At 43.4% G+C, this 23856-nt stretch carries 21 protein-coding genes; 11 read left to right on the forward strand and 10 right to left on the reverse strand.

Translation table 11 applies throughout. The features are described 5' to 3' along the window. Positions 1–193 precede the first annotated feature (193 nt). Positions 194–994, reverse strand: coding sequence for a CDP-diacylglycerol--serine O-phosphatidyltransferase (gene pssA, locus GVO62_RS16860; RefSeq protein WP_159120243.1), 801 nt, complete (start codon positions 992–994; stop codon positions 194–196). 381 nt (positions 995–1375) lie between these two features. Between pssA and xdp1 (GVO62_RS16865) the strand changes: the two genes are divergently transcribed. The 3 genes from xdp1 (GVO62_RS16865) to prsT all read left to right on the forward strand — a co-directional run bounded on the left by xdp1 (GVO62_RS16865) (position 1376) and on the right by prsT (position 6361). Then, positions 1376–2314, forward strand: coding sequence for an exosortase-dependent surface protein XDP1 (gene xdp1, locus GVO62_RS16865; protein WP_159120244.1), 939 nt, complete (start codon positions 1376–1378; stop codon positions 2312–2314). Between the two features lie 162 nt (positions 2315–2476). After that, the gene (xdp1, locus tag GVO62_RS16870) at positions 2477–3442 is read left to right on the forward strand and encodes an exosortase-dependent surface protein XDP1 (RefSeq protein WP_159120245.1); all 966 of its coding nucleotides are present in this window, start codon (positions 2477–2479) and stop codon (positions 3440–3442) included. Positions 3443–3502: 60 nt separating this feature from the next. Further along, positions 3503–6361, forward strand: a complete 2859-nt coding sequence (gene prsT, locus GVO62_RS16875) for an XrtA/PEP-CTERM system TPR-repeat protein PrsT (RefSeq protein WP_236547216.1) — start codon at positions 3503–3505, stop codon at positions 6359–6361. Positions 6362–6382: 21 nt separating this feature from the next. Here prsT and dld read toward each other — a convergent pair whose 3' ends face one another. The 4 genes from dld to rluD form a co-directional block, all read right to left on the reverse strand. Further along, positions 6383–8086: a D-lactate dehydrogenase gene (gene dld / locus GVO62_RS16880; protein ID WP_159120246.1), complete on the reverse strand. Its 1704-nt coding sequence runs from the start codon at positions 8084–8086 to the stop codon at positions 6383–6385. 122 nt (positions 8087–8208) lie between these two features. Then, on the reverse strand, positions 8209–10785 hold the full coding sequence (gene clpB, locus GVO62_RS16885) for an ATP-dependent chaperone ClpB (RefSeq protein ID WP_159120247.1): 2577 nt from the start codon (positions 10783–10785) through the stop codon (positions 8209–8211). Between the two features lie 189 nt (positions 10786–10974). Then, entirely contained in the window at positions 10975–11730 is a 756-nt protein-coding gene (gene pgeF, locus GVO62_RS16890) for a peptidoglycan editing factor PgeF (RefSeq protein ID WP_159120248.1), read from the reverse strand. Between the two features lie 15 nt (positions 11731–11745). Next, the gene (gene rluD / locus GVO62_RS16895) at positions 11746–12729 is read right to left on the reverse strand and encodes a 23S rRNA pseudouridine(1911/1915/1917) synthase RluD (RefSeq protein ID WP_159120249.1); all 984 of its coding nucleotides are present in this window, start codon (positions 12727–12729) and stop codon (positions 11746–11748) included. A 186-nt stretch (positions 12730–12915) separates the two neighbouring features. Between rluD and GVO62_RS16900 the strand changes: the two genes are divergently transcribed. Continuing rightward, positions 12916–13680 carry an outer membrane protein assembly factor BamD gene (locus tag GVO62_RS16900; RefSeq protein WP_159120250.1) on the forward strand — a complete coding sequence of 255 codons (765 nt, stop codon included), beginning with the start codon at positions 12916–12918 and terminating at the stop codon, positions 13678–13680. 112 nt (positions 13681–13792) lie between these two features. Here the strand turns inward: GVO62_RS16900 and GVO62_RS16905 are convergent, their stop codons facing one another. From GVO62_RS16905 to GVO62_RS16915, 3 genes are all read right to left on the reverse strand, one after another. Continuing rightward, positions 13793–14536 carry a ChrR family anti-sigma-E factor gene (locus GVO62_RS16905; RefSeq protein ID WP_159120251.1) on the reverse strand — a complete coding sequence of 248 codons (744 nt, stop codon included), beginning with the start codon at positions 14534–14536 and terminating at the stop codon, positions 13793–13795. Further along, positions 14529–15140 (reverse strand): sigma-70 family RNA polymerase sigma factor, encoded by a 612-nt coding sequence (locus GVO62_RS16910; RefSeq protein ID WP_105931732.1) that lies wholly within the window; start codon positions 15138–15140, stop codon positions 14529–14531. The genes GVO62_RS16905 and GVO62_RS16910 overlap by 8 nt, the downstream gene beginning before the upstream one ends. A 120-nt stretch (positions 15141–15260) precedes the next feature. Next, a complete protein-coding gene (locus GVO62_RS16915; protein ID WP_159120252.1) occupies positions 15261–15836 on the reverse strand; it encodes an LON peptidase substrate-binding domain-containing protein in 576 nt (191 codons plus the stop codon). A gap of 257 nt (positions 15837–16093) precedes the next feature. On the opposite strand from GVO62_RS16915, the gene GVO62_RS16920 reads away from it, so the two are divergent. The 5 genes from GVO62_RS16920 to GVO62_RS16940 are packed head-to-tail and all read left to right on the forward strand — an operon-like array spanning position 16094 to position 20526. Beyond that, entirely contained in the window at positions 16094–16534 is a 441-nt protein-coding gene (locus GVO62_RS16920; protein WP_159120253.1) for a nuclear transport factor 2 family protein, read from the forward strand. Next, positions 16531–17250, forward strand: a complete 720-nt coding sequence (locus GVO62_RS16925; RefSeq protein WP_159120254.1) for an SDR family NAD(P)-dependent oxidoreductase — start codon at positions 16531–16533, stop codon at positions 17248–17250. Before GVO62_RS16920 ends, GVO62_RS16925 begins: the two co-directional genes overlap by 4 nt. Positions 17251–17261: 11 nt before the next feature. After that, positions 17262–18527 carry an NAD(P)/FAD-dependent oxidoreductase gene (locus GVO62_RS16930; protein WP_159120255.1) on the forward strand — a complete coding sequence of 422 codons (1266 nt, stop codon included), beginning with the start codon at positions 17262–17264 and terminating at the stop codon, positions 18525–18527. Then, a complete protein-coding gene (locus GVO62_RS16935; RefSeq protein ID WP_159120256.1) occupies positions 18524–19267 on the forward strand; it encodes a DUF1365 domain-containing protein in 744 nt (247 codons plus the stop codon). Before GVO62_RS16930 ends, GVO62_RS16935 begins: the two co-directional genes overlap by 4 nt. 2 nt (positions 19268–19269) lie before the next feature. Further along, complete coding sequence (locus GVO62_RS16940; RefSeq protein WP_159120257.1) at positions 19270–20526, forward strand: SAM-dependent methyltransferase; 1257 nt, start codon at positions 19270–19272, stop codon at positions 20524–20526. Positions 20527–20602: 76 nt separating this feature from the next. Here the strand turns inward: GVO62_RS16940 and GVO62_RS16945 are convergent, their stop codons facing one another. Next, positions 20603–21532: a flagellar motor protein MotB gene (locus tag GVO62_RS16945; RefSeq protein WP_159120258.1), complete on the reverse strand. Its 930-nt coding sequence runs from the start codon at positions 21530–21532 to the stop codon at positions 20603–20605. Further along, complete coding sequence (gene pomA, locus GVO62_RS16950; RefSeq protein ID WP_159120259.1) at positions 21532–22293, reverse strand: flagellar motor protein PomA; 762 nt, start codon at positions 22291–22293, stop codon at positions 21532–21534. The genes GVO62_RS16945 and pomA overlap by 1 nt, the downstream gene beginning before the upstream one ends. A gap of 399 nt (positions 22294–22692) precedes the next feature. Here pomA and xseB point away from each other — a divergent pair, with 399 nt between their 5' ends. Together xseB and GVO62_RS16960 are read left to right on the forward strand one after the other, a co-directional pair. Beyond that, entirely contained in the window at positions 22693–22935 is a 243-nt protein-coding gene (xseB, locus tag GVO62_RS16955) for an exodeoxyribonuclease VII small subunit (protein ID WP_159120260.1), read from the forward strand. Between the two features lie 29 nt (positions 22936–22964). Next, a complete protein-coding gene (locus GVO62_RS16960) occupies positions 22965–23855 on the forward strand; it encodes a farnesyl diphosphate synthase (protein WP_159120261.1) in 891 nt (296 codons plus the stop codon). The last annotated feature ends 1 nt before the right edge of the window (position 23856 follow it).

Raw genomic sequence — 23856 nt, forward strand, 5'->3', positions numbered from 1 at the left:
GAAGCGGATGCGAATTTTAGGGAAATGAGCGCTCACGTCAACTGTTTTTTGAAATAAATATAAAAAAAGCGACTTTTCGGTCGCTTTTTATACTACCAGCTCATTTAGCGGGCAGAATAACTGAAATATGTTTTGCTCTGTAACTATAAGGGAAGATTTACCCTCTTATTAGAGGCATATAATTGATCAGTTATTATTTAGAAACGTCTTCACCTTCGCTCTGCTTCTTTTTGTCAGTATTAAAGTCTGCGTCTTCTTCGTGATCGCCGACTACATCATCTAAGGTTACCTTATCAACGGTACGAAAAGTATTGATAGGCCCAGCTAGTGCATACAAAGCAAACACTAAGAACAATACTAATGCTGGCTCTGTTGCCACAACAACAAATATAAGTAGTACTAAAAGCAGCCCAACAAATGGAACCTTGCCGTGCCAGTTTACCTCTTTAAAAGAATTGTACTTAAAGTTACTAACCATCAATAGCCCAGCTAAGCCAGTTACTGCAGCGACAATGAAACCGTAATCAGTACCCACAGCGTCGTATTCTACACCAACCCATACAAGGCCAGAAACAACAGCTGCTGCTGCAGGACTTGCAAGCCCTTGGAAGAAGCGCTTGTCAGCAACACCCACCTGCGTATTAAAACGAGCCAAGCGAAGCGCTGCACCAGCTACATATATAAAGGCAGCCAACCAACCTAGTTTGCCCAACTCGGTCAACCCCCAGTTGTAAGCAACAAGTGCAGGCGCTACACCGAAAGAAACCATATCGGCCATAGAGTCATACTCAGCACCGAAGTCGCTTTGAGTATTCGTCATCCTTGCCACGCGCCCATCTAAGCCATCAAAAATCATAGCGACGAAAATAGCCACTGCTGCGGCTTCGAACCGGCCGTTCATTGACGAAACAACAGCAAAGAAACCAGAAAACAATCCGGCTGTTGTCAACAAGTTGGGAAGTAAGTATATCCCTTTACGTTTTTGTTCAGACATATGTCCTCGTACTTCTACATATACAATTGCGTTAATTATTTCATAGATATGCGTGAACGCATAGCATAGTAAGAATCCAGTGTCTTTTCCCACTCATTCTTACGCAGCTTCAATCTAGCAACGTGGTCAACAAAGAACCGTCAATATTTTCCGCCGACATTGCTTGCAGCTACCCCTAGAAACCTTCGTCGACTGACGTATCCCATCAACTAAGACTAATAACTAGGTATACGGCAACATACCTTAAATAGGTCACCGTTCATATATCATACAAGTCCATGTTGAAATTAGGTACCTACTAAGTGTGCGCCAATAGAAAGGTGCAACGCTATCTTAGTATGTACTAGAAGCGAAAAGCGCTTCTTTTATAGGAAAGCAATTATGCTATTACTTCCAAAACACTTTTCTTTGAAGTCTGTATTACTAGTCTCCACGGCTTTGCTATCCACGTTAAGTGCTAATTCAGCATATGCCACCTACTATTATACCAAGCAGAGTTATTCACATTGCGGTTCGTCAAGTCAAACATCAGAACAAAGCAAAGTATGCAATTCACCGTTAGGTGAATACAATTATGACTTGGTAGATAACAAAGTAACTCAGAACTCTCCAACAGATAATGCCATTGTTCAAATAGACGGACTAAATATAGACATGTCTGCCTTTTCTGATACGCAGGGAATTACTGGAGAAACCGTAGTCGGCGCGAAGCTAGAGAAAATATCTGATAAATGGGCTTATGGTGTTACTAATAATGATGAATCAAATTACCGTGGCAGTGCAGACCATGCCATTGATAATCTAAACTACTTTTCCAGCGGTAGCGATAACTCGGACTACTACAGATTCACAAACGTAGAACGGGATTATGATTTTGTGTTGCTATCGTTCGATTCTGCGGTAACGCTTACCGGCGCTAGCTTTTCTTGGCTATACAATAGTAACGACAGTCAAGTCTCTGTAGCAGCGCTTGGCAATACGGCGAAATTAACTTCTGGCGTTAACACGTGGAGTGATATAGTTGCAGATGCACTAACTTCAGCATCGTTTGACATAGAAAATTGTGAATATTTAGATCACCGCGCTGACTTTACGTTCACTGAGTCGGCCCAATATTGGTTGGTGGGAGCGTACAACACTGTATTTGGTGAAACCGACGGAAGAATAGGTAACGACGCGTTCAAACTTGCCAATATTGGTTTCTCTGTCACAGAAACAATGGGTACACCGGATACAACCGAAGTGTCTGAGCCTGGAACTATCGGCCTACTAATGACTTGCTCTCTATTCGTCATGTGGCGCCGTAAAAAATCCATTTAAGAAAATTAGACTTTAGATCAATGACAGGTGGTCCAACCTGTCAGTTTTTTTTACTCAAACCAATCAAACCCACAAAAAAGAACAATAAAATTATACACCTAGAAAGTGGCACATTAAATGCATTAGACATGGAAATATTTTCATAGTCGTTGTGGTCCAAAAATGAAATTGAAGCAATTTTTAAGTATTCCTCTTTTATTCCTTCCGTTTAGTACAAGCATTTATGCTAGCGACAGAGCATTAGATGAAGCAATTTACACGCTTGTTGACGGTGTTGGAAGTACCCGTACTACCAATATCTTTTCGGGTACCGATGCTTCTCAAGGTATTATGATTGACGGCATTAACGTAAAAGTTTCTGTTTCTGCATGGAGTGACACAGGAAGTAAGGCACTGACCTATGACTTCAACACCAATACATGGGATGAAGGTACAGAAGATGAGTCTGTGAAAGAAGCGACTCTGGTCGATTACACAAACTGCAGCATCAATAGCTATGGAAATTGTATATCTGGCACACGAGCATACGGTTACGGTATGACGAACCAAGATCAAGTTTGGTATAATAATAGTAATGGAAATTATGTGCCTTGGGGAGACAGCCATTCTGTTGACAACTTCAATGATCATGGTTCAAGAGACTTTGACATGATCCTACTTTCGTTTGACCAAGAAGTGGTCTTAACTGGCGGAACTTTTTCTGCAAATTACCATGATGGCGGCGAAGAGAACGATGTCACTGTTGCAGGTCTCGATTATAATAGCGCTAACGCTTTGTTTACCGGCACTAGTGACTTTACGTGGTCAGATGTAAGTGACACTGTAATTACTGGCGCACTTGGCCATTTTGACATTAGCGAAACAAAAAATTCAGAGAACTATTACGAATCTTCATTCACAAAGAATCTAACCGCCGCTAAGTATTGGCTTGTTGGCGCCTACAATACCGTATTCGACCAGAGCGCGAGCGGTTCTATCAATAACGTAGGTTTTAAACTTTCTTCACTTACCGTTGGGTTAGAAAATGAAACGACTCTACCTCCAACTGAAGTCAGCGAGCCAGGTGCTCTAGCACTGATGAGTCTAGGTTTGGGGCTTGTGCTTTACAGACGTAAGCGTCGCGTATAATTGTTTAAAAACGCGTAAAAAGCACGTATCTTTAAAAGGTGGCTCAGGCCACCTTTTTTTATGCTATTTTTCAGCCATCAGCTTGGCTATGTATCGAAGGTTTATATGGATTTCTTTAATAATAAAAAGGGCATCGTGAAACGCACACTCGTTTCCGCAGTTGCCTCATCATTAATCGCTTTTAACAGTTTCGCTACCACCTCAGAGGACTATGAAAAAGCGCTTACTGCGTTTAATCAAAACGAGTACGACGAAGCCTATATCCACCTAAAAAATAGCTTACAGAAAGACCCTGAAAACCTAGCTGCAAAAATCCTCATGGGCGAAATACTGCTTATTAATGGCTATCTTACTGCGGCCGAGATGGAGTTTGTAGAAGCGCTGGAAATGGGTGCCGATATTAATCTTCTGGCAGAGCCTCTCGGCAACACTTGGTTGTTTTTGAACAGATATCAGGAGATTGTCGACTTTGCTGATTTAACCAAGCTGTCGGGTGAAGCAGAGCGCGAGTGGTTAATGATTCGTGCAACTGCGTGCACTAGACTGGAAGATGAGCAATGCGCCCTACGGGACTACAACACTATAGTCTCACGCACACCTAACTTCGTGCCAGCTATAAACGGCCTAGCCTCTATTGCCCTTCAAAATGAAGACTTAGCAAAAGCGAATTCTCTTATCGATAAAGCCATGTCTTTAGAACCAGAAAACGCAATCACATGGCGATTGAAGGGCCAGCTTGCTTACCGACAAGGTGATACCGTCGCAGCAACCGCGCATTTACAAAAAGCACTAACGTTTAACCGCGATGACCCTATAGCCCTGCGTAACCTAGTGGACTTGTATTTAGAAGCGAAAGACTATGATACGGCTAAGCTTTTCGTGGATGAAATTATTGAAGACACGCCTAACGATCCGCTAGCCATATTACTCAACAGCTGGCTACAAAGTAGAGACAACCAGCAAGCTATTGATAATGCAAAGCTAAAAGAGCTTAACGATTTCATGGCGCAGCTCGACCCTGAGCTGATAACCTCTCAACCCATGTTGCTGTACATAAGCGGTTTAACGAATTTCTTTAATAACAACATGGAAACAGCCGCAAAAGATTTTAATGCCTATTTACAGCAGGAGCCTGATGACCTGCAGGCAGTATTAATGCTAAGCCAAGTCTATATGGCAACACAGCAAGACAAACAAGCGCTTGCGCTGCTTGAGCGTCATCAAGATGCGTTAATGGAAGATCCTGATTCTGCACTTCTTCTAGGTGACCTATTTATTCGCCAAAACAAGGCCTTTAAAGCTGAACGACTGTTGCAAAACCTTGAATATAAGTACCCAAGTGAAAATAAGCTTCAGCTTTTTAAAATTAAACTGATGGCAGCGAGGGGGAAACAGGACGAAGCACTTTCGATCCTCGAAACTAATTTACCTAACTACAAAGATAACGCAGGTTTTCTTTTCACTTATTCATTAATGAATTTACAGGCGCAGAAGTTTGACAATGCATTAAAAGGTGCAAACCTGCTGAGTGAACTTTATCCTGACGAAGCTGAAGTATACAACCTTAAAGCTGGCATCTTGATTAGACAGGGGCAATTAGAAGAAGCTAAAGATAATATCGAGAAAGCGCTGGCGCAGAACCCTACTCTCTTTCCTGCAAAATTCAATTTGGCGGCTACAGAAAGTCGCTTGGGCAACGTAGAAACTTCTAATCAATTGATTGAAGAACTTCTTACTTTGTCACCACAGCATAATGAAACGCTCATGCTAAAAGCGTTTAATTTGACCAAAGCAGGCAAGGTAGATGAAGCAAAGCAAATCTATCTCGATTTACTAACACTTACGCCGTCGAATATCGGTGCTAGGGAACGCGTTTCTTCTTTGTATCAGCAACAAGGCGATACCAAGAGTGCACTGTATCACTTAGACCTGCTAATAAAAGATGACTTCGACAATGCTGACTACCTTCTTCGTAAAGCTGCCCTTCAGCTTGCTAGTAATCAACGTGCCGACGCCGAAAAAACGCTAAGCATTGTAAGAAATTTTATTAATGATGACGCGGGTAAATTAATTGCCTATGCCGACCAAGCCCGTAATATTGGTGATAATGAGAGTGCGTTAGACGCCATGGCTCGTGCGTACGAAATAGCCGACACAAGTACATTTGTTACGTTGCGCTATACCAGCTTATTGTTAGATTTGCAGAAAAACGATAAAGCACAGTCGTTGTTAGCGACCATTCCTACAAACCAGCAACAAAACCCGGTTTACCATTTTTTGAAAGGAAGATTAGCTGCAAATAAAGGCAATAATGAAAGTGCGATTAACGCTTTTGAAAAAGCGCTAGAAGTCGACGCTTCTTTTGCCCAGGCCTTTGTTGCGATCTACAACTACGCCTTAAACGAACAGTTTGTTGACGTATTTTTAAATACTGCACGCAAATTGGTGAACGAAAATGAAAACAACCTGCTGGCGAAAAACTTGCTGGCACAGTACCTTTTCTTTATTCAAGAGTTTGACGAATCCATAGCACTATACAAAGAACTTGTTGAAGAGCCGAATCTTCTCAACCCAGCTGAAGCTTTTAACCGCCTAGCCATCATGCATATAGAAAAGTCTCTCGTTACCGCGAAAAACTATGCACGGCAAGCCTACGAGTTACAGCCTAATTCATCAAAAATACTAGACACCTTCGGGCACATTAAAGCTCTGCAGGGAGATTATGAGGGTAGTCTTAAAATGCTTAGAGACGCTTTCGCAAGGGACGCTAACGACCCTAACATTCGCTACCACCTTGGCTACACCCTTGCAAAATTGAATAGAATTGAGGAAGCGAAAAAAGAACTAGAGTATGCAGTTGGTGTTGAGCGCCCTTTCTTTAAGCGCCCACAAGCTAAAGCGTTACTAGAAAGCCTGTAATAGCGTTCTAACAATCCACAACTAAACACAGCACGAACAATTGCGTTTGTGCTTTTCCATCTTACCAATACCTGGGTTAAAGATATTGGTAGGGTCTAGTCCTCTGTAAAACTTTTGTAGAGTACTCTCAGCTTCATACAAATGGCCGACGTTATGCTCGGCAGGATATTTAGCGCCTCGGCTATCTAATAGTGCCAACATATCCGCCTTTACTTTTTTGGGGTCGCTGCCTTTTTTAAGTATGTAATCTTGATGGAAAACGTGGCAAAAGAAATGACCGTAATAAAGCGGCTTTTCAATATGTTTGGCTATATGCTCAGGCAATTTTTCTACCCAAAACTCGTCATTACGACGTAATGCGATATCTAAGGCAAGAATTTCGCCTACTTGCTCGTGATGCATCATTTGATAACGCACTGCGGCACCTGCCGCTGCGAAGCGGAGTAAAAAGGCTTTAGATGCTTCCTCTTCGTTACAAGTAATGTAGTCTCCGTCTAGTTTCTCTTCCTTAAACAGCTTGGTCATAAGTCTGCGAGCCTCCTCAATACCTTCATCGCTCATTTTAAGGATAAGATGGTGCTCGTACTTGTCGCGGTAGGCTCTTAAGCTTGCGGGGATTTGGTCAGAGAAAAGCTTACTCCCAAACTGCATAACTCTGTCGCTTAGGTAACGAGGCATAAAAGGCAGTTTTTTGAGCACAGCATCCACCCGCCCTTTAAGTGCAAACATTTTAGGTAGTGCATCTGTGCCTAAACGTTCAATACTTAATATCGTATCTTTGCCATACATATCTGCAATATCAAATATTTCTCTATGCAGGTATTCACCTACTTCAGGAACATTATCAAACGTTGACAGAATATCTCTGCGGATGCGGGTAAGTACAGCAGCATCGTTCGTGCCGATGTAAAACGTTTGTTCTTTTTTAGGTACTTCAAATGTGTCTAAGCGCACGGCAAAAACGGCAATTTTGCCCGCACAGCCACTGGCTTCATAAAGCCTTGTTGGATCGGCATTGAAACGACTCGGCGTATCAGCATTTACATCTCGAACGATTTCTTCATAGTCACTGGCTGACGCTTTCTTACTCGTTTCTGGGAGTGATTTTGAAAAGTTACCAGAAGAAAGATTTCCGATAATTTCTTCAGGTGTTTCACCCAAGTCTATCCCTAAATGATTAACCAGCTTTAGCTCGCCGTTTTCATCTATTTGAGCGAATAAGGATAGCTCTGTATACGCAGGCCCTCTTTTGACAAGCGCGCCACCTGAATTGTTTGCTACGCCACCAACGATAGACGCCCCTAAACACGAAGACCCAATCACCGAATGTGGCGCGCGCCCTAGTGGCTTCAACATTTTTTCCAGCTTAAACAGGGTTGCCCCTGGAAAACTCAACACCTGCCTACCATCGTTTATTAGAACGATATCATCCATGGCTAAGGTGTTAATAACCACCACAGGTCTATCGTAATCATTTCCGCTTGGTGTAGAACCTTCAGTCAAACCCGTTTTAGCGGCCTGCATAATGATGATACAGTTATATTCAACGCAAACCTTAAGCACTTCCCAATATTGCATTAGTGTTTGTGGAAAAAGTACCGCTAATGCTTCGCCCTCGCCCGATCGCCACCCTTTTCGGTAATGTTCGGTTTGACGTTTACCAACGGCAAGATTACCTTCCCCGAGTACGCGTTTAAATGCGTCAATAATTGGGGCTGTTTGCATGAATAACTCCTAACACCTGCGCTAAGTTTGCTCTAGCTGGTAAACTAAAGGAAAAAGCAGTAATAAGGCAATAAAAAAGGCACTGTTTCCAGTGCCTTTGAAGCAGTTAATCTCAATACGTCTTAGTTGCTGACAATAAAGAGCCCGCTGTCGTCGGCATCTATGCGCACTGTTGATTCGGGTATTAACTCCCCTGCTAACAACTGATGCGCAAGCGGGTTTTCCACCTGCACTTGTATCGCTCGCTTAAGCGGACGTGCGCCAAACACTGGGTCGAAGCCCGCATCGGCCAACTTGTCCATGGCGGCCGCAGACAACGAAAGTTTATACCCTTTTTCTGCCAATCTTGCGCGAAGAGAAGCAAGCTGAATTTTAGCAATAGACTTAATTTGCTCTTTCCCAAGTGGATGGAATACTACAATGTCATCCACCCGGTTAATGAACTCGGGCCTGAAATGCTGCCCTACAACGTTCATTACCATTCCCTTCATTTCATCATACTGACTTTCGTTATGCTTATCTTGAATGATGTCTGAGCCCAAGTTAGACGTCATGATCACAACGGTATTTTTAAAATCTACAGTGCGTCCTTGTCCGTCAGTAAGCCTGCCGTCATCAAGCACCTGAAGCAGAATGTTGAATACATCAGGATGCGCCTTTTCAACTTCGTCCAACAATATTACTGAATAAGGCTTACGGCGCACTGCTTCAGTTAAATAACCACCTTCTTCATAGCCAACGTAGCCTGGAGGAGCGCCAACTAAACGCGCCACAGAATGCTTCTCCATGAATTCAGACATATCGATGCGTATCATGGCGTCTTCAGTATCAAACATGAAACCAGCTAACGCTTTGCACAGCTCAGTTTTTCCTACCCCCGTTGGCCCTAAAAAAAGGAAGGAACCAATTGGACGATTTGGATCCGCAAGACCGGCTCTAGAGCGACGTATTGCATTTGATACGGCCTCAACGGCCTCTTCTTGACCAACCACGCGTTTATGAAGAACGTCTTCCATGCGAAGTAATTTTTCGCGCTCACCTTCCAGCATTCTTGCCACTGGAATTCCCGTCCACCGTGAAAGCACGTCTGCAATTTCAGCATCGGTTACTTTGTTTTTAAGTAAGGTTGTTTCTCGGGTTTCATTTTCAGCCGCCTGCTCAAGCTTGGCCTCAAGCTCAGGAATTCGACCATACTGAAGTTCCGACATGCGATTTAAATCAGAAGCCCGTCGCGCAATTTCCAAATCTAGTTTGGCTTGCTCAAGCTCGCCCTTAATAGTTTGGGTACCCTGCATGGCGTCTTTTTCATCCAGCCATACTTTTTCGAGCTCTGAATATTTGGTTTCCGCTTGCTCACGCTCTAGCTCAATCATTTCAAGTCTTTTATGACTTGCATCGTCCGTTTCTTTCGCAAGCGCCTGCTCTTCTAACTTCAGCTGAATAATACGGCGCTCTAGTCGGTCCATTTCTTCCGGCTTAGAGTCTATTTGCAAACGAATGCTAGATGCCGCTTCATCGATAAGGTCAATGGCCTTATCCGGTAGCTGACGGTCGCTTATATAGCGATGGGACAAACTGGCGGCTGCAACGATGGCAGGGTCAGTGATATCCACCGAGTGATGAAGCTCGTAGCGCTCTTTAAGCCCCCGTAAGATGGCGATGGTGTCTTCAACGCTTGGCTCTTCAACCAAGACTTTTTGGAAACGACGCTCTAGCGCTGCATCTTTTTCAATGTACTGACGATATTCGTCTAGCGTAGTTGCGCCCACACAGTGAAGCTCACCACGGGCCAGCGCAGGTTTAAGCATATTCCCCGCATCCATTGCACCGTCGCCCTTTCCTGCTCCGACCATGGTGTGTAGCTCGTCAACGAATAAAATAACGCGTCCTTCTTCTTTCGCCAATTCGTTCAGCACGGCCTTCAAACGCTCTTCAAACTCACCGCGATATTTGGCGCCAGCGACTAACGATCCCATATCAAGAGCTAACACGCGCTTGTTTTTGAGCCCCTCTGGCACTTCACCATTAATGATACGCTGAGCTAAACCTTCAACAATCGCGGTTTTACCCACACCTGGCTCACCGATAAGCACAGGGTTGTTTTTGGTTCTACGTTGCAGTACCTGCACGGTACGTCGAATCTCATCATCTCGCCCAATAACGGGGTCAAGCTTGCCTTGCTCAGCCCGTTCGGTTAAGTCTGTCGTGTACTTCTCAAGGGCTTGTCGCACGTCTTCCGCGTTCGGGTCTGTCACCTTCTGACCACCACGCATGTCGTCTATCGCGGTTTCAATGGCTTCTTTGGTGATGTTTAAGCTTTTAAAAATCTCACCCAATCGGCCTTTATCTTGTAATGCTGCTAGAACAAAAATTTCTGATGTGATGTATTCATCTTTTCGCTGCTGCGCAATTTTGTCGCAAAGGTTAAGCAATATACCGCTGTCTTTGCTTAACTGAACATCGCCACCTATACCTTCAATGCGGGGTAAACGCTCAATAGCCTGACTCAATGCTGAGCGCAGCGCATTTACATTAATATTGGCCTGATCTAGCAGTGGACGAACTGAACCACCTTGCTGATTAAGCATGGCAGTCATAAGGTGAACAGGTTCAATATATTGATGGTCTCGCCCCAATGCGAGTGATTGAGCATCGGAAATCGCGAGCTGAAATTTACTGGTAAATCTATCTAGTCTCATAATCTCAACCTAAAAAATGAACAATTATTTATAGTCTAGTTATGTAGGCAGCTGAATTGTGATTCAAGTATAAGCGCTAAAAGATAGCCAAAAAGATGAAAAAGACTAATGAGGATTTGATATAGCGCAAACTTTGATTTGGTTGACCGAGTTTTTACCAGCCCATCTAGAGGTGAGCAAACACTGAAATTAGCGTATACCAATCACGCTGACCATTCTACCTGTAGTCCGCTTTTGTTGATGGGTCGCCCTACGGTGAGAATAAAAGTGATGTTCATCAGAATAAGTACATAAGTTACTTTGCGTTACATTCTCGACACCTGCCTGCGCGAGTTGAGCCTGCGCTATCTTGGGTAAGTTCAATAAATATCTGTCTTGATTGCTACTTGGTATCACGACACCTTGAATATGAAGAAACGAACCCGCTATTTCTGCATCTACCTCGTAGCAGGGCTGACTAATAGCGGGCCCAATCCACGCCATAATTTCATTTCTCGGACAGGTAAAATTTAAAAGCGTGTTTTTGATAATATTAGTGTGAAGACCTTTCCAGCCAGCGTGAACAGCCGCTACCTCTCGCCCTTTCACATCGCATAATAAGATAGGTACACAGTCTGCGGTCATTACTGCACAGAAATGAGATTTTGACGTTGAATAAGCCGCATCTGCGGTTGTATCTAAGCTGGGTAGTGAAACCACACGGTTGCTGTGTATCTGCTCCAACCATGTGATTTTGTCTCCGTTAGGCAGAAGACTTCTGTTGGCTTTAACCAAAAGTAAGTCGTCGCCTACGTGAGCCCCAACATTCAAGCCTGCAAAATCCCCCATGCTAACGCCACCCGCTCGAGTCGTCGTGTAAGCCACAACGTTAGACGGACAAGTCCACTCGGGCGTGATCAATTTGAGTGTCGCTGACGTCGATATGTCTTGATGTGAATTTTGCATAGGCCTCTCACCCGCTTAGAGCATGTCTTGAGGGTTTTCTTCGCTGTCCTTTTTCACCGATTTCAACATGTCCTGCATATCTTGAGGTAAAGGCGCTTTCCACGTCATCCACTCTTCAGTATCTGGGTGAAATAGAGAAAGTTGAGCCGCATGAAGTGCTTGACGCTTGAAACCGCGAAGAGCAGCAATAAACTCCTCAGAAGCACCTTTTGGTAAACGAGGACGCCCGCCATAAACTTGATCACCCAATAAGGGATGCTTTATATGAGCCATATGCACACGTATTTGATGAGTACGGCCCGTCTCTAGTTTAAGACGTAAATGGGTGTAAGCCCTGAACTTTTCGATAACGCGGAAATGCGTAACTGCAGGCTTACCTGACTCGCGCACCGCCATGTGAGTTCGCTTAGTCGCATGTCTTCCTATGGGTTCATCAACGATCCCGCCCGCTACCATTGTACCTAAAGCTATCGCTTCGTACTCTCGACTCATTTCTCGACGCTGAAGCTGATCGACAAGATGAGTTTGCGCTGGGATAGTTTTTGCTACCACCATTAAGCCCGTCGTATCTTTATCGAGGCGGTGAACAATACCTGCGCGAGGAACCTTATCAATTTCGGGTACGTGATTTAAAAGCGCATTGAGCACGGTACCACTTGGATTACCTGCACCAGGGTGCACAACCAAATCGGCTGGTTTGTTTATTACTAAGATATGATCGTCTTCATAGACAATATCCAAGGCAATATCTTGCGCTTCACTTGTAACTTGAACATCCATCTCGGCGCAAACGGTAACAACCTCTTCCATCTGCATTTTATGGCGTGGAATAGTGATTACCTCACCGTTTACCGCCACATTACCGTCTTGAATCCAAGTTTTTAGCTTAGAACGGGAATATTCAGGGAACAAATCAGCCAAAACCTGATCTAACCGTAAACCAAAATGGGCAGCTTCCGTTGAAGCTTCTAATTGTATTGTGTTGGGCGACTCTGTCATAACACCATTGATTACGTCTAAAAAAGGGTATTATAACAAGGTTTGACGCTGTACACTGCCTTGTTTACGTTTTTGTATGGTTTTTCTCACCGTTAGTACGTTAGAATGCAATTAAAGTGTTGTTGTTTAACACATGGGCTTAGACAGCGAAGTACTAAAACTGTTTAGCAGGAAAATAGAATTATTATGAAATCATTTCGTCTACTGGCACCCGTTTTACTTGGTGCTATGGTGTCTGTCGCAGGATGTAGCTCTTCAAATAATGAAGAGAAAGCTGTTTTAGCAAACATGGGCGCGCAGCAACTGTACGACAGAGCAAAACAAAGCATGGAAGTTGGTAACTTTAGTGCTGCAGCGCAAACATTAAGTGCGCTAGACTCTCGATATCCTTTTGGACCACTTTCTCACCAGGTTCAACTTGACTTGATTTATAGCTATTATAAATCGGGCAAAAACGAAGAAACCCTAGCCACCATCGACAGGTTTATTCGTCTAAACCCAAACCATTCAGATGTTGATTACGCCTATTACATGCGTGGATTAACTAACATGGAATCTGATAGCAATTTATTCCAAGAGTTAATGAATATAGACCGTACAGACAGGGACCCATCGAAGTCTCGCGCGGCATTTGAAGATTTCCGTAGGCTAATTCAGCAGTATCCAGACAGTAAATATGCTGCGGACGCAAAACAACGTATGGTGCATATTAAAGACCGCTTGGCGCGTTATGAAATTGCTATTGCCCGTTTCTACATGAGACGTCAGGCTTACGTTGCAGCTGCTAATCGCGGACGTTATGTTATTGAGCATTTCCCGAATACAACACAGGTTCAACAAGCGCTTGAAATTATGGTTTCGAGTTATGAACAACTTGGTTTGGAAGAGTTGCGTAACAATGCAATGAAAACACTGAAATTAAACTATCCAGATAGTGAGTTCATTAGCTAAGCAAAATAGCTATTATCAGTAAAAACAAAAAACGCACCTAACGTGCGTTTTTTCATTTTTGTCTTTCAAGACGTCTTTGCTTCAACCCTTTAGAAACAATACCTTTGGGGAGCTACCTAAAAAACAAATGGCTAAACGGGTTTAAAAGACGCGCTAGACCAGACGTAAAGTGTAGCGGCTGATCAACTATGCTAAATACTAAACACCCTTCTTTACCCTCGGCTCTTGGCGTATGCGTTTTCTCACCATCCATAAAAATAAAGTCGCCGGTATCATAACGCCCTAAACCATCGCTAAATTCGCCGTCAATAACTAATGTGTATTCGGTACCACGATGAGTATGTTCTGGAACACTGCCACCGCTCCCCATAAAAATAAAATTCGCAACCCCTTGGTTGCCTAAGTCTACAGGCGCCTGCCACAATTTCCCTACAAGGCTTGACCAGTTACCGGTTTTGTCAATGTAACGATGCAGAGTTCTCGGCAACGTAAATGACCTCCCGTCTAACTCTATCGTGCTCACGTTCGCTTGTAGACGTCGGCTGCTATCTTTTTTGAAGGGCTCTTGGTACTCGACTTCACAATAGCTGCCAAAGTCAGACTGTTTACCTGAAGGTAGTGCCGTAATCTGTGAGAGCATGTCGCCAAATTGGAAAGACGTGTCGATAGTGTTATCCATTTTGGCGCTAACTGAAGAAACCATTTCAGCCGCAAGACTTTCGGTTTCTATTTCAACTCGGCGTTGACACTTCTCGCACATATCGCAGTGCGCAGAAACCATCAACGATATAGCAGGTGAAAGCGTGCCCTCAACAAAATCAGACAACTGACGGGCACTAGGATGAAACTTAATCATTGTCGTTCAGCATGACCTTTAACCGTTGAAGCGCAAGACGTGTTCTCGATTTTACCGTACCAAGAGGGATAGAAAGCTCATCCGCGACTTCTTGTTGTGACTTACCGTCGATATAAATAGCCTCAACCACAGCCTTTTGCTTAGCTGGAAGCGATTCAAACATAAATCCAATTTGTTCTAATGTAACCTGCTCGTCAAGCGAAGTTTCATTCGCATCTGCTGTTTGCTCGCACAACACTGGCCACAAATCATCAGAACAAACGTCTTCTTTTCTGTTTTGTAGCTTGCGTAACATATCGAAGCGAATATTTCTCGCTATCGTAAAAATCCAAGTAGAGGGCGAGCCTTTCTCAGAATTAAAAAGATGAGCCTTTTGCCACACGTTAGACATTGTATCCTGCACTAGCTCCATCGCTAGGGCTTCGTTGCCCATTTGTTTCAACGCATAAGAGCGAAGACGTGGCGCAAAATAATTAAACACTCTAGCAAAAGAACGTTTGCATCGAGTATCTGCAACCGCTACCAAGTAATCAGACATTTCGGTAGCACACTCTTTTGGTTTGATTGTGCTGTTACTTTGTTCTAGTGGAATTCCAACTAACATAAGATTCGTCCGCTTTTCTGTTTTGGTTGTATCATTCTACGACGTTGTGACTTAAAGCGTATGCGAAATTCGCCAATATTCAGTTACGATTTTGTAATGTAGCTCTGTCAGTTACCAAGGCTATCCAATCAAACCTGAGAGATAATTTAATAAACTGGTACATTCTCTCTGAGCTAAAAAATGCTGCTTTTGCGAACCATCTACTGGAAGTAATTCCAACCAGCGGTTCAAAACCCAGTTAGGGTTGTCGAACTTAGGTGATTCATAAAGCGCAGCCAATTCTTCATAGCTCCCGAATATTTCTTTAAGTCGCTCGTCCATAGGCGCTATTTGCTGAGGTGCTAAATCACACTGCCACTGCGGTATTGTTTTGCAATCGCCAGTGCGAAGACCATCTTTTTCGGCTTCAATATTACTTACCTCAACTAAGTGAGAACCAGCAACCTTTATGCCAAGCAAACCGTCATCGAGCATATCGAAGTCTACAACCTGCGCGTATGTACCGATTTTATGAATGTGTTTGTTTGTTTCCTTGTCGCCATTTGAATTAAGCATACACATCACAAAGCCACTGTTTTCGGCGCATGCCTGTTTGACCATGCGCACATATCGTGGCTCGAAAATTCTCAAAGCCATTCTACCCTCTGGTAAAAGATGGGCAGATAAAGGAAATAATGGAAATCGTTCTAAACTCATAATTGACACTTCCGAAAACATGAAAATACTTACGCAAGTGGGAACAAATAGGATCGAATGGGAATTTTTTTCACAGGTAAGTACAAATACGTGATCTTAGTCACTTCATTTGCTGTAAGTTAGTTTTAGTAAAACTTTATTAACAAAAACAAGATCAGAGACTTGTAGTTAAAAGTTTAGGAAGTGACGATATGACTACTTGAACTATTCAACTTCTTAAACTAGGTGCGCTGACAGAATGTACGTAAGGGGCATAGATGGACGTAATTGAGCGGTTTTGTAAAATTTACACGGATATATGTCAAATATCTCCAGATGATCTTGAAAGTATCTACGCAAAAGACGTTGTATTTGTCGACCCCATAACAACACATCGCGGCATCGACGCGGTAAAAAATTACTTTTCAAACTTGCTAACACAGGCCGAAAGCTGCAGGTTTGACATTGCAGACGTTTTTGACTGTGACGGTAACAATACTGCGAGAACTCAAGTTACACACATAGTTAATTGGACAATGCACCTGACGCTAAAAGGAAATAATAAGCACATCACGCTAGACGGCACTACTCAACTAAACGTTGTAGATGACAGAGTTGCTTACCACAAAGATTACTATGACTTGGGCGAAATGGTCTACGAGCACGTACCCATCTTAGGTTTTGTTATCAAAAAAATTAAAGGGAAGCTTGCATCGTGAAAACAATTTTAATTACTGGCGCAACATCAGGCATTGGTAAAGCACTTGCCATTCACGCAGCTAAAGAAGGTTATCGCGTAATAGCGTGCGGTAGAAACAAAGATGCGTTAGATGAATTGAGTAGTAATAGCAATATAGACGCGTGTCAATTTGACGTAACCGACCTTGAGGACGCTCGCCGTGCATTATCCGCAGTAAAATTTGATATTGCAGTACTCAACGCCGGAACTTGCGAATATGTTGATATCGATAATTTCGAGCCCGACATGTTCAGACGAGTATTTGAACCTAATTTCTTCGGCGTGGTTAATTGTGTTGACGCACTCTTACCTAAATTACAGCAGGGAGATAAGCTTGTTATCGTAGATAGCATGGCGCGCCTGCTACCCTTTACCAAATCTCAAGCTTATGGCGCAAGTAAAGCCGCCCTTCATTATTTTACAAAATCACTTGAAGTCGACCTTCACCATAAAGGAATAAAAGTTCAGGCGGTATCGCCTGGTTTCGTCGAAACGCCCTTAACGGATAAAAACGACTTTGAAATGCCGATGAAAATCAGCGCAGAAGAAGCAGCACAAGCTATGCTTGCTGGCATCGAGAATGATAAGCAGACAGTGTTCTTCCCAAGAATTTTTGGCTTTATTCTCCGATTTATGCACATACTTCCAACACTGCTACAGAAGCGCATATCTTTATCGATGCGAAAAAAACAATAAGAGACAAACGAATGACGAATAAGATTGCCATCATAGGCACCGGAATATCAGGGCTAACCTGCGCACATCTACTTAATAGAAAGAACGACATTACGGTTTACGAAGCTAACGACTATATTGGCGGCCACACTGCTACAAAACAAATTACCGACAACGGCGCAGTGCACAGTATCGACACGGGGTTTATTGTATTTAACGACTGGACCTACCCCAATTTCATCAAACTTATGAAGCAGCTTAATGTAGATTATCAGCCCACAGAAATGAGTTTTTCTGTGATGAGCAGAAAAGCCAACCTTGAGTACAACGGCAATAATCTTAACAGTCTATTCGCACAACGCCGCAATATTCTACGCCCCAAATTCTGGCGTATTGTAAGAGACATCCTTGCGTTTAATAAAGCGTGTAAAGCGATGGTCGCGGAAGGACGGGATACATCAGCTCTTACCCTTGAAGACATTATCAAAGAGCTGGGTCTAAGCAACGATTTTGCTCGTTATTACATACTTCCTATGTGTGCGGCTATTTGGTCAAGCAGCCTGGAGCAAACGCGAAAGTTCCCGCTTACGTTCTTTCTCCAATTCTTTAATAACCACGGCTTACTCAACATAACCGACAGACCTCAGTGGTACACAATCAAAGGAGGCTCTAGCCAGTATGTCCCTCCTTTGATTGCTCCGTTTGAATCGAAAATAAAGCTTTCATCCGCTGTCACATCCGTTATGAAAGTTGACAATGTCTGGGAAGTTACTGATTCGACCGGTGATAAACTGCAATATGACCACGTCGTTTTTGCCTGCCATAGTGATCAAGCATTACGGATGCTGGGTGCGCCTAATTCACTGCATCAGGACATCCTTGGTAACATTCCTTATGCCGAAAATGACGTAGTGATGCACAAAGACATAAACCAACTCCCCAAAAGAAAGTTAGCGTGGGCAAGTTGGAATTATCGTCTCAAAGAAGATGTCAGTGAAGAGTCACGACCTGCATCCGTGACCTACAATATGAATATCCTTCAACGGTTAGACGTCGAAAACACTTACTGCGTAACGTTAAACAACTCCGCCGAAATTGAGCCTTCTAGCGTATTGGGCACCTACCAGTATGCTCACCCGCAATACAGTGCGAAAATGGTTAATGCTCAAGCGAGAAGAAATGAGATTTGCGGTGTAGACAACCTGCATTTTTGCGGCGCATATTGGTACAACGGGTTCCATGAAGACGGTGTAAAAAGCGCACTGGATGTATGCGCTCGCTTTGGTGAAACGCTGTGACAGAGAGTGCCATTTACAAAGGTAAGGTTTATCACCAAAGGTTTAAGCCTACCCAGCATAAATTTGATTATGACATTTACTTGTTTTGGCTGAAGCTTGATGAAGAAGAGCTTACAACCTTGTCACACGAGCTGAAATATTTTTCCGCCGAAGGAAAAGCAAGAGTCCGTTTTAAACGAGAAGATTACTTGGGCGATCCATCGCACTCACTTCGTCAGGCAGTGCTTAATAGAATGATTGAGCTTAATGATGGCACTCCCCTTTCCGGTGACGTTTTTATGTTGGGACAGTTACGAATGTGGGGCTGGTATTTCAGCCCCGTCAACTTTTACTACCTTCGCAATACAGACGGTAAATTTACGCACATGTTGGCCGAAGTCAGTAACACACCTTGGAACGAACGTCATCACTATCTCGTTAATTTAGACACCCAAGACGATACCCCAAAAGCGTTTCATGTATCGCCCTTTAATCCAATGGACATGACATACAAATGGTCAATTTCCCAGCCTTCTACTAGACTTTCTCTAGCGATGGACTGTGTGCGAAGCGACAAAGAGTTCAGTGCTGGGATAAATCTTACAAAATATACTTTAGATAATGCGAATCTAACTCAAGCACTTAAACGTATACCCAGTATGACAATAAAAACTGTGGCCGGAATTTATTGGCACGCGTTTAAACTATTGCTTAAAAGAACGCCACTGTATACACACCCAGAAAAAAGTCAGGAACAATAACAATGTCTTTCGGTGAATCTGTACTACTGACCACATCAGAGGTCTCTTTTGTAGATAAGGTATGTAGAACGTTGTTTCTACAATGCCTAAAACAGCTGCCATTTGGCAGTTTAACTATTCAAGAAAATGGCGACGTTATCGCTCGTTTTGGCAAAGAAGACGATGAGTTGCGAGCAACGGTAAACATTAAAGATGTAAAAGCCTACCGTCGCCTTTTACTTGGTGGAAGCGTTGGTGCGGGTGAAGCCTACATGGACGATTTGTGGGACAGTGACGAAGTTACGGCAGTAGTGAGAATTTTTGCAAGAAACTTACCCACCCTTGATGAGTGGGAAAACAAATTTAAGTGGGTCACCATGCCCATCAATAAAATACAACATTTCGCTCGCAGAAACACAAAAGATCAAGCCAAGCGCAATATCGAAGCGCATTACGATTTGGGCAACAAGCTTTATACTCGCTTCCTCGATCCTACTATGATGTATTCATCCGCTATCTACCCAGATCCGAATGCGTCGCTTAATGAAGCGCAAAATTACAAGCTAAAAGCTATTTGCGATAAATTGCAGCTGCAAGAAAGTGATCACTTGATTGAAATTGGTACTGGTTGGGGTGGCCTGGCAGTTTACGCGGCTAAACATTACGGATGTAGAGTAACAACGACGACTATCTCGGAAGAGCAACACGCCTGGGCAAAGGAGTGGATAAAAAAAGAAGGACTTGAAGACAAGATTACTTTGCTGAAGAAAGATTACCGCTTACTTGAAGGTCAATATGACAAGCTGGTATCTATCGAAATGATTGAAGCCGTTGGTAAACAATATTTGGGGAACTTTTTTGAAAAGTGCTCTTCGCTTCTTAAAGACGATGGTCTTATGTTGCTTCAGTCTATCACTATCGACGACAGGCGTTACGACAGCTACTCAAACAGTGTAGATTTTATTCAGAAGTATATTTTCCCCGGTGGCTTTTTACCCTCTCAACACCAGTTAAATGCTCATCTGAAGAAATATACTAATATGATGATTCGCGACCTCCACGACATTGGTGTTGATTACGCAAAGACACTTAATCATTGGTATGAAGCGTTCATGTCGGCCAAAGATGAATTGCTAAACGACGGATATGACGAGCGATTCATGCGTATGTGGACTTACTATTTAAAATATTGTGAAGGTGGCTTTTTAGAAAGAACCATCAGTACCGTACAGCTGGTTATTTCTAAACCCCACTATCGACAAGAGCTCGCGCGAGTATAGTGTTAATCGTTAAGTGGTACCAATGGGTTGAATAAAAAACGGCGCTCTAATAGCGCCGTTTTTGTATGCTTGTCAGTTAATCGTCTACCACAGAAATAGGTTTGGATATCATCGGCTTACCCTGATTAATATTAATCTCCACACGGCGGTTCTTCGCCCTATCACTAGATGTCGTTGCATTCTCGACAATAGGAACCGTATCTGCTTTACCTACCACAGACATGCGACTTTCATCAAAGCCTGGTGCTGTACGCATCGCTTCCGCTACAGCTACCGCACGCTGTGAAGACAAGTCCCAGTTCGAACGATAAAGTTCGTTAGCGATATGCTGACCATCGCTGTGACCTGAAATTTCAATTTCTCCCGGAACATCAGCTAAAAGTGAACCTATTTTTCTCAATACAGGCTGAAACTGAGGCTGTAAAAAAGCAGACCCTGCTGAAAACGAGCCGTTTTCACGTATACGAATAGTTAGCTGCTGCCCTAACGACTCCATCTCTACCGAACCATCTAGAATTTGCTTTTCGAGCTGCTGCGCCACTTTCTTCATTAACTCAGCCATTTGTGACTGGTCAGTGCTTTGCTCTGCGGAAGAAGACGATTCTGTCGCAGTCTGTTGTGATTGACCACCTCGCTGCTCACCGCGCTGCTTTTGCCGCCCACCGGCTGAGTCTTCATTACCAGCCTGAAATTCCAGCATTTGCTGCGTCATCTCGTTGGTCTGCTGCTGAATCGATTCGATAGGGGTCGGATCAGGCTTACCCGGGCGAAACTCCATTGCGATAACGCTAGTACCTTTGGGAATATCTTTAACTTCAATTTTATTTTGAACACCAAAAGCGAACTTCATTGAGCCCGCGATTTGTTTGAACTTAAGTACATCCATTTCAGAAAACGAAAGTAAAAGTACAAAAAAGCACATCAGCAGCGACATTAAGTCGGCGAAGGTCCCCATCCAAGCTGGCAGCCCCTCTGGGGGGCATTTTGGGCATTCTTCTTCAGCCATTACTCTTCCTCTGCGCTTCCGCGTTTACTCGCTGCAAGATAGTTTTTCAACACCCCCTCAATTACACGGGGATTTTGGCCATCGGCAATACCAACAATGCCATCTAGCACCAAGCTTTGATTGAGTTTTTCCTCACCGGCACGAACGGATAGTTTAAAAGCAATCGGCAGACAGATAACGTTAGCGAAGAATGCACCGTAGAGAGTAGTAAGTAGTGCAACCGCCATTGCAGGGCCGATGGCTTTCGGATCATCCATGTTAGAAAGCATGGCTACCAGCCCGATTAACGTACCGATCATCCCCATCGCGGGAGCGATGTCACCCATACCTTTAAAGAACGAGGCTCCGAAATCGTGGCGCTCTGATGTCATGGAAATATCTTTGGAAAGGGTTTCTCTGACTACCTCAATATCATGGCCGTCTACGAGCATATCAACGCCTTTTTGCATGAACTCGTTTGAGATCTCTGCTTCTTCTAACGCCAGAAACCCGCCTTTACGCGCAGCATCTGCCATTTCGACAATCTTCTCAATAAGTTCTTCGGGCGATTCAATTTTAAACATGAATGCCTTACCAGCAATCTTACCCGCACCAAAAAACTGGCCTAACGTAAATTGTGATAAAATGACAAATAAGGTGCCCCCAAATACGATAAGTATTGATTGCACGTCGATGAACATGCTCAAGCTGCCGCCCAGGATCATAGCCATAACTATGAAACCAATGGCGCCCAACATACCTATGACGGTTGCTAAATCCACTCACTCTTCCCCATTTAAACGCAGTCAGTGCTGTTAATCTACAGACATTCTATCGGCAATAGACAGAAATACTAAAACAACATTGTTGAAAAATATCACATTTATTAATTTTTATAATTAGAGCATAACGCTTTATCTCGCTTTCCTACCTTTTTATTTACTCGGAAACCATTTTATTCGCATTAAAGCGCGACGCGCTATTATTTGAGGCTGGAATTATGGTTACTAAGATAGCATCGAATATAGCACAATTTAACACTATGCTGATTTTTGACTTGAATGAAAAAAAAGCGATACGATGATGTTATTAGCGATATACAGACAAACCATTTGACCCTCGTGCAACCCTCGGTTAATGTGCGCGGTATACGTATTTTAGCCTTTATATTGAGTGTTTTTATGACGACGGAAAAACCATCAGCGTCTTTCGAAGAAACGTTATCGGAATTAGAAGCTATCGTTAACGAAATGGAAAACGGTGATTTACCGTTAAATAAAGCGCTAGAAAAATTTGAACGCGGTATTGCACTCTCTCGCCAAGGCCAGCAATCCCTTGAAAACGCTGAGCAAAAAGTAAAAATATTGCTTAACGAACAAGGCGAAGAAACACTTCAATCTCTACCTGAAAGTGAACACCCTTAAGAGGTTCATTTTTACATTACAGGCAATCTATGAATTTTTCTGCTTTGCATCAGCAAGTCAAACAGCAAACTGATGCATCTCTTCTTAAACTAATTGATGATTTACCGGATTACGCGCCGCGCCTTAAAGACGCCATGCGTCACGCGCTACTTGCAGGCGGTAAACGCATGCGTCCATTGCTCGTTCAGGTAGTGGGTAATACGCTAGACGTCCCCAAAAAAGACCAAATGGCCATTAGTATGGCTATTGAGTGCGTGCACGCTTATTCGCTGGTACATGACGACCTACCGGCAATGGATGATGATGACTTGCGCCGCGGCAAGCCTACCTGCCATATCGCATTTGATGAAGCAACTGCCATTCTAGCAGGTGATGCATTACAAGCACTTGCATTTACCGTATTAGCCGACGCGCCTTTGAGCTCTTTCGCAGAATCGAAACGAAGCCAGTTACTATCTGTGTTAGCTAAAAGTACGGGCTATGTTGGAATGTGTGGCGGCCAAGCCATCGACCTAGCGAGCACGGGTAAAACTATCTCAATAGACGAGCTAAAAGCGCTTCATAAGTTGAAAACAGGTGCCCTATTGCAAGCCTGCGTAGAAATGGTAGCCATCGTTAGTGAGGGTCTTTTACCTCAGACTAAAATTGACTTAATGGCATATGCAGCGGATATTGGCTTAGCCTTTCAAGTACAAGACGACATTTTAGATGTTGTGGGCAGTAGCGAAAAATTAGGGAAACCCGCAGGTTCTGACGAAGCACTTGGGAAAAATACCTTTCCAGCTAAGCTTGGCATGGAAGGTGCCAAGAGAGAATTAGCAAAGCTTCACGATAATGCACTTCAAGCATTGGCGCGTTTACCCTACAATACTGACAGTTTAATTGCGTTTAGCGAGCTTTTGGTGAAACGCGACCATTAGC

The organism is Alteromonas sp. KUL150 (assembly GCF_009811475.1).
GTDB lineage: Bacteria > Pseudomonadota > Gammaproteobacteria > Enterobacterales > Alteromonadaceae > Alteromonas > Alteromonas gracilis.

Excerpts from the sequence above, each read along its gene's own strand:
- pssA (WP_159120243.1), bottom strand. The coding sequence starts at position 994 with ATGTCTGAACAAAAACGTAAAGGGATATACTTACTTCCCAACTTGTTG.
- xdp1 (WP_159120244.1), top strand. The coding sequence starts at position 1,376 with ATGCTATTACTTCCAAAACACTTTTCTTTGAAGTCTGTATTACTAGTC.
- xdp1 (WP_159120245.1), top strand. The coding sequence starts at position 2,477 with ATGAAATTGAAGCAATTTTTAAGTATTCCTCTTTTATTCCTTCCGTTT.
- prsT (WP_236547216.1), top strand. The coding sequence starts at position 3,503 with ATGCTATTTTTCAGCCATCAGCTTGGCTATGTATCGAAGGTTTATATG.
- dld (WP_159120246.1), bottom strand. The coding sequence starts at position 8,086 with ATGCAAACAGCCCCAATTATTGACGCATTTAAACGCGTACTCGGGGAA.
- clpB (WP_159120247.1), bottom strand. The coding sequence starts at position 10,785 with ATGAGACTAGATAGATTTACCAGTAAATTTCAGCTCGCGATTTCCGAT.
- pgeF (WP_159120248.1), bottom strand. The coding sequence starts at position 11,730 with ATGCAAAATTCACATCAAGACATATCGACGTCAGCGACACTCAAATTG.
- rluD (WP_159120249.1), bottom strand. The coding sequence starts at position 12,729 with ATGACAGAGTCGCCCAACACAATACAATTAGAAGCTTCAACGGAAGCT.
- GVO62_RS16900 (WP_159120250.1), top strand. The coding sequence starts at position 12,916 with ATGAAATCATTTCGTCTACTGGCACCCGTTTTACTTGGTGCTATGGTG.
- GVO62_RS16905 (WP_159120251.1), bottom strand. The coding sequence starts at position 14,536 with ATGATTAAGTTTCATCCTAGTGCCCGTCAGTTGTCTGATTTTGTTGAG.
- GVO62_RS16910 (WP_105931732.1), bottom strand. The coding sequence starts at position 15,140 with ATGTTAGTTGGAATTCCACTAGAACAAAGTAACAGCACAATCAAACCA.
- GVO62_RS16915 (WP_159120252.1), bottom strand. The coding sequence starts at position 15,836 with ATGAGTTTAGAACGATTTCCATTATTTCCTTTATCTGCCCATCTTTTA.
- GVO62_RS16920 (WP_159120253.1), top strand. The coding sequence starts at position 16,094 with ATGGACGTAATTGAGCGGTTTTGTAAAATTTACACGGATATATGTCAA.
- GVO62_RS16930 (WP_159120255.1), top strand. The coding sequence starts at position 17,262 with ATGACGAATAAGATTGCCATCATAGGCACCGGAATATCAGGGCTAACC.
- GVO62_RS16940 (WP_159120257.1), top strand. The coding sequence starts at position 19,270 with ATGTCTTTCGGTGAATCTGTACTACTGACCACATCAGAGGTCTCTTTT.
- GVO62_RS16945 (WP_159120258.1), bottom strand. The coding sequence starts at position 21,532 with ATGGCTGAAGAAGAATGCCCAAAATGCCCCCCAGAGGGGCTGCCAGCT.
- xseB (WP_159120260.1), top strand. The coding sequence starts at position 22,693 with ATGACGACGGAAAAACCATCAGCGTCTTTCGAAGAAACGTTATCGGAA.
- GVO62_RS16960 (WP_159120261.1), top strand. The coding sequence starts at position 22,965 with ATGAATTTTTCTGCTTTGCATCAGCAAGTCAAACAGCAAACTGATGCA.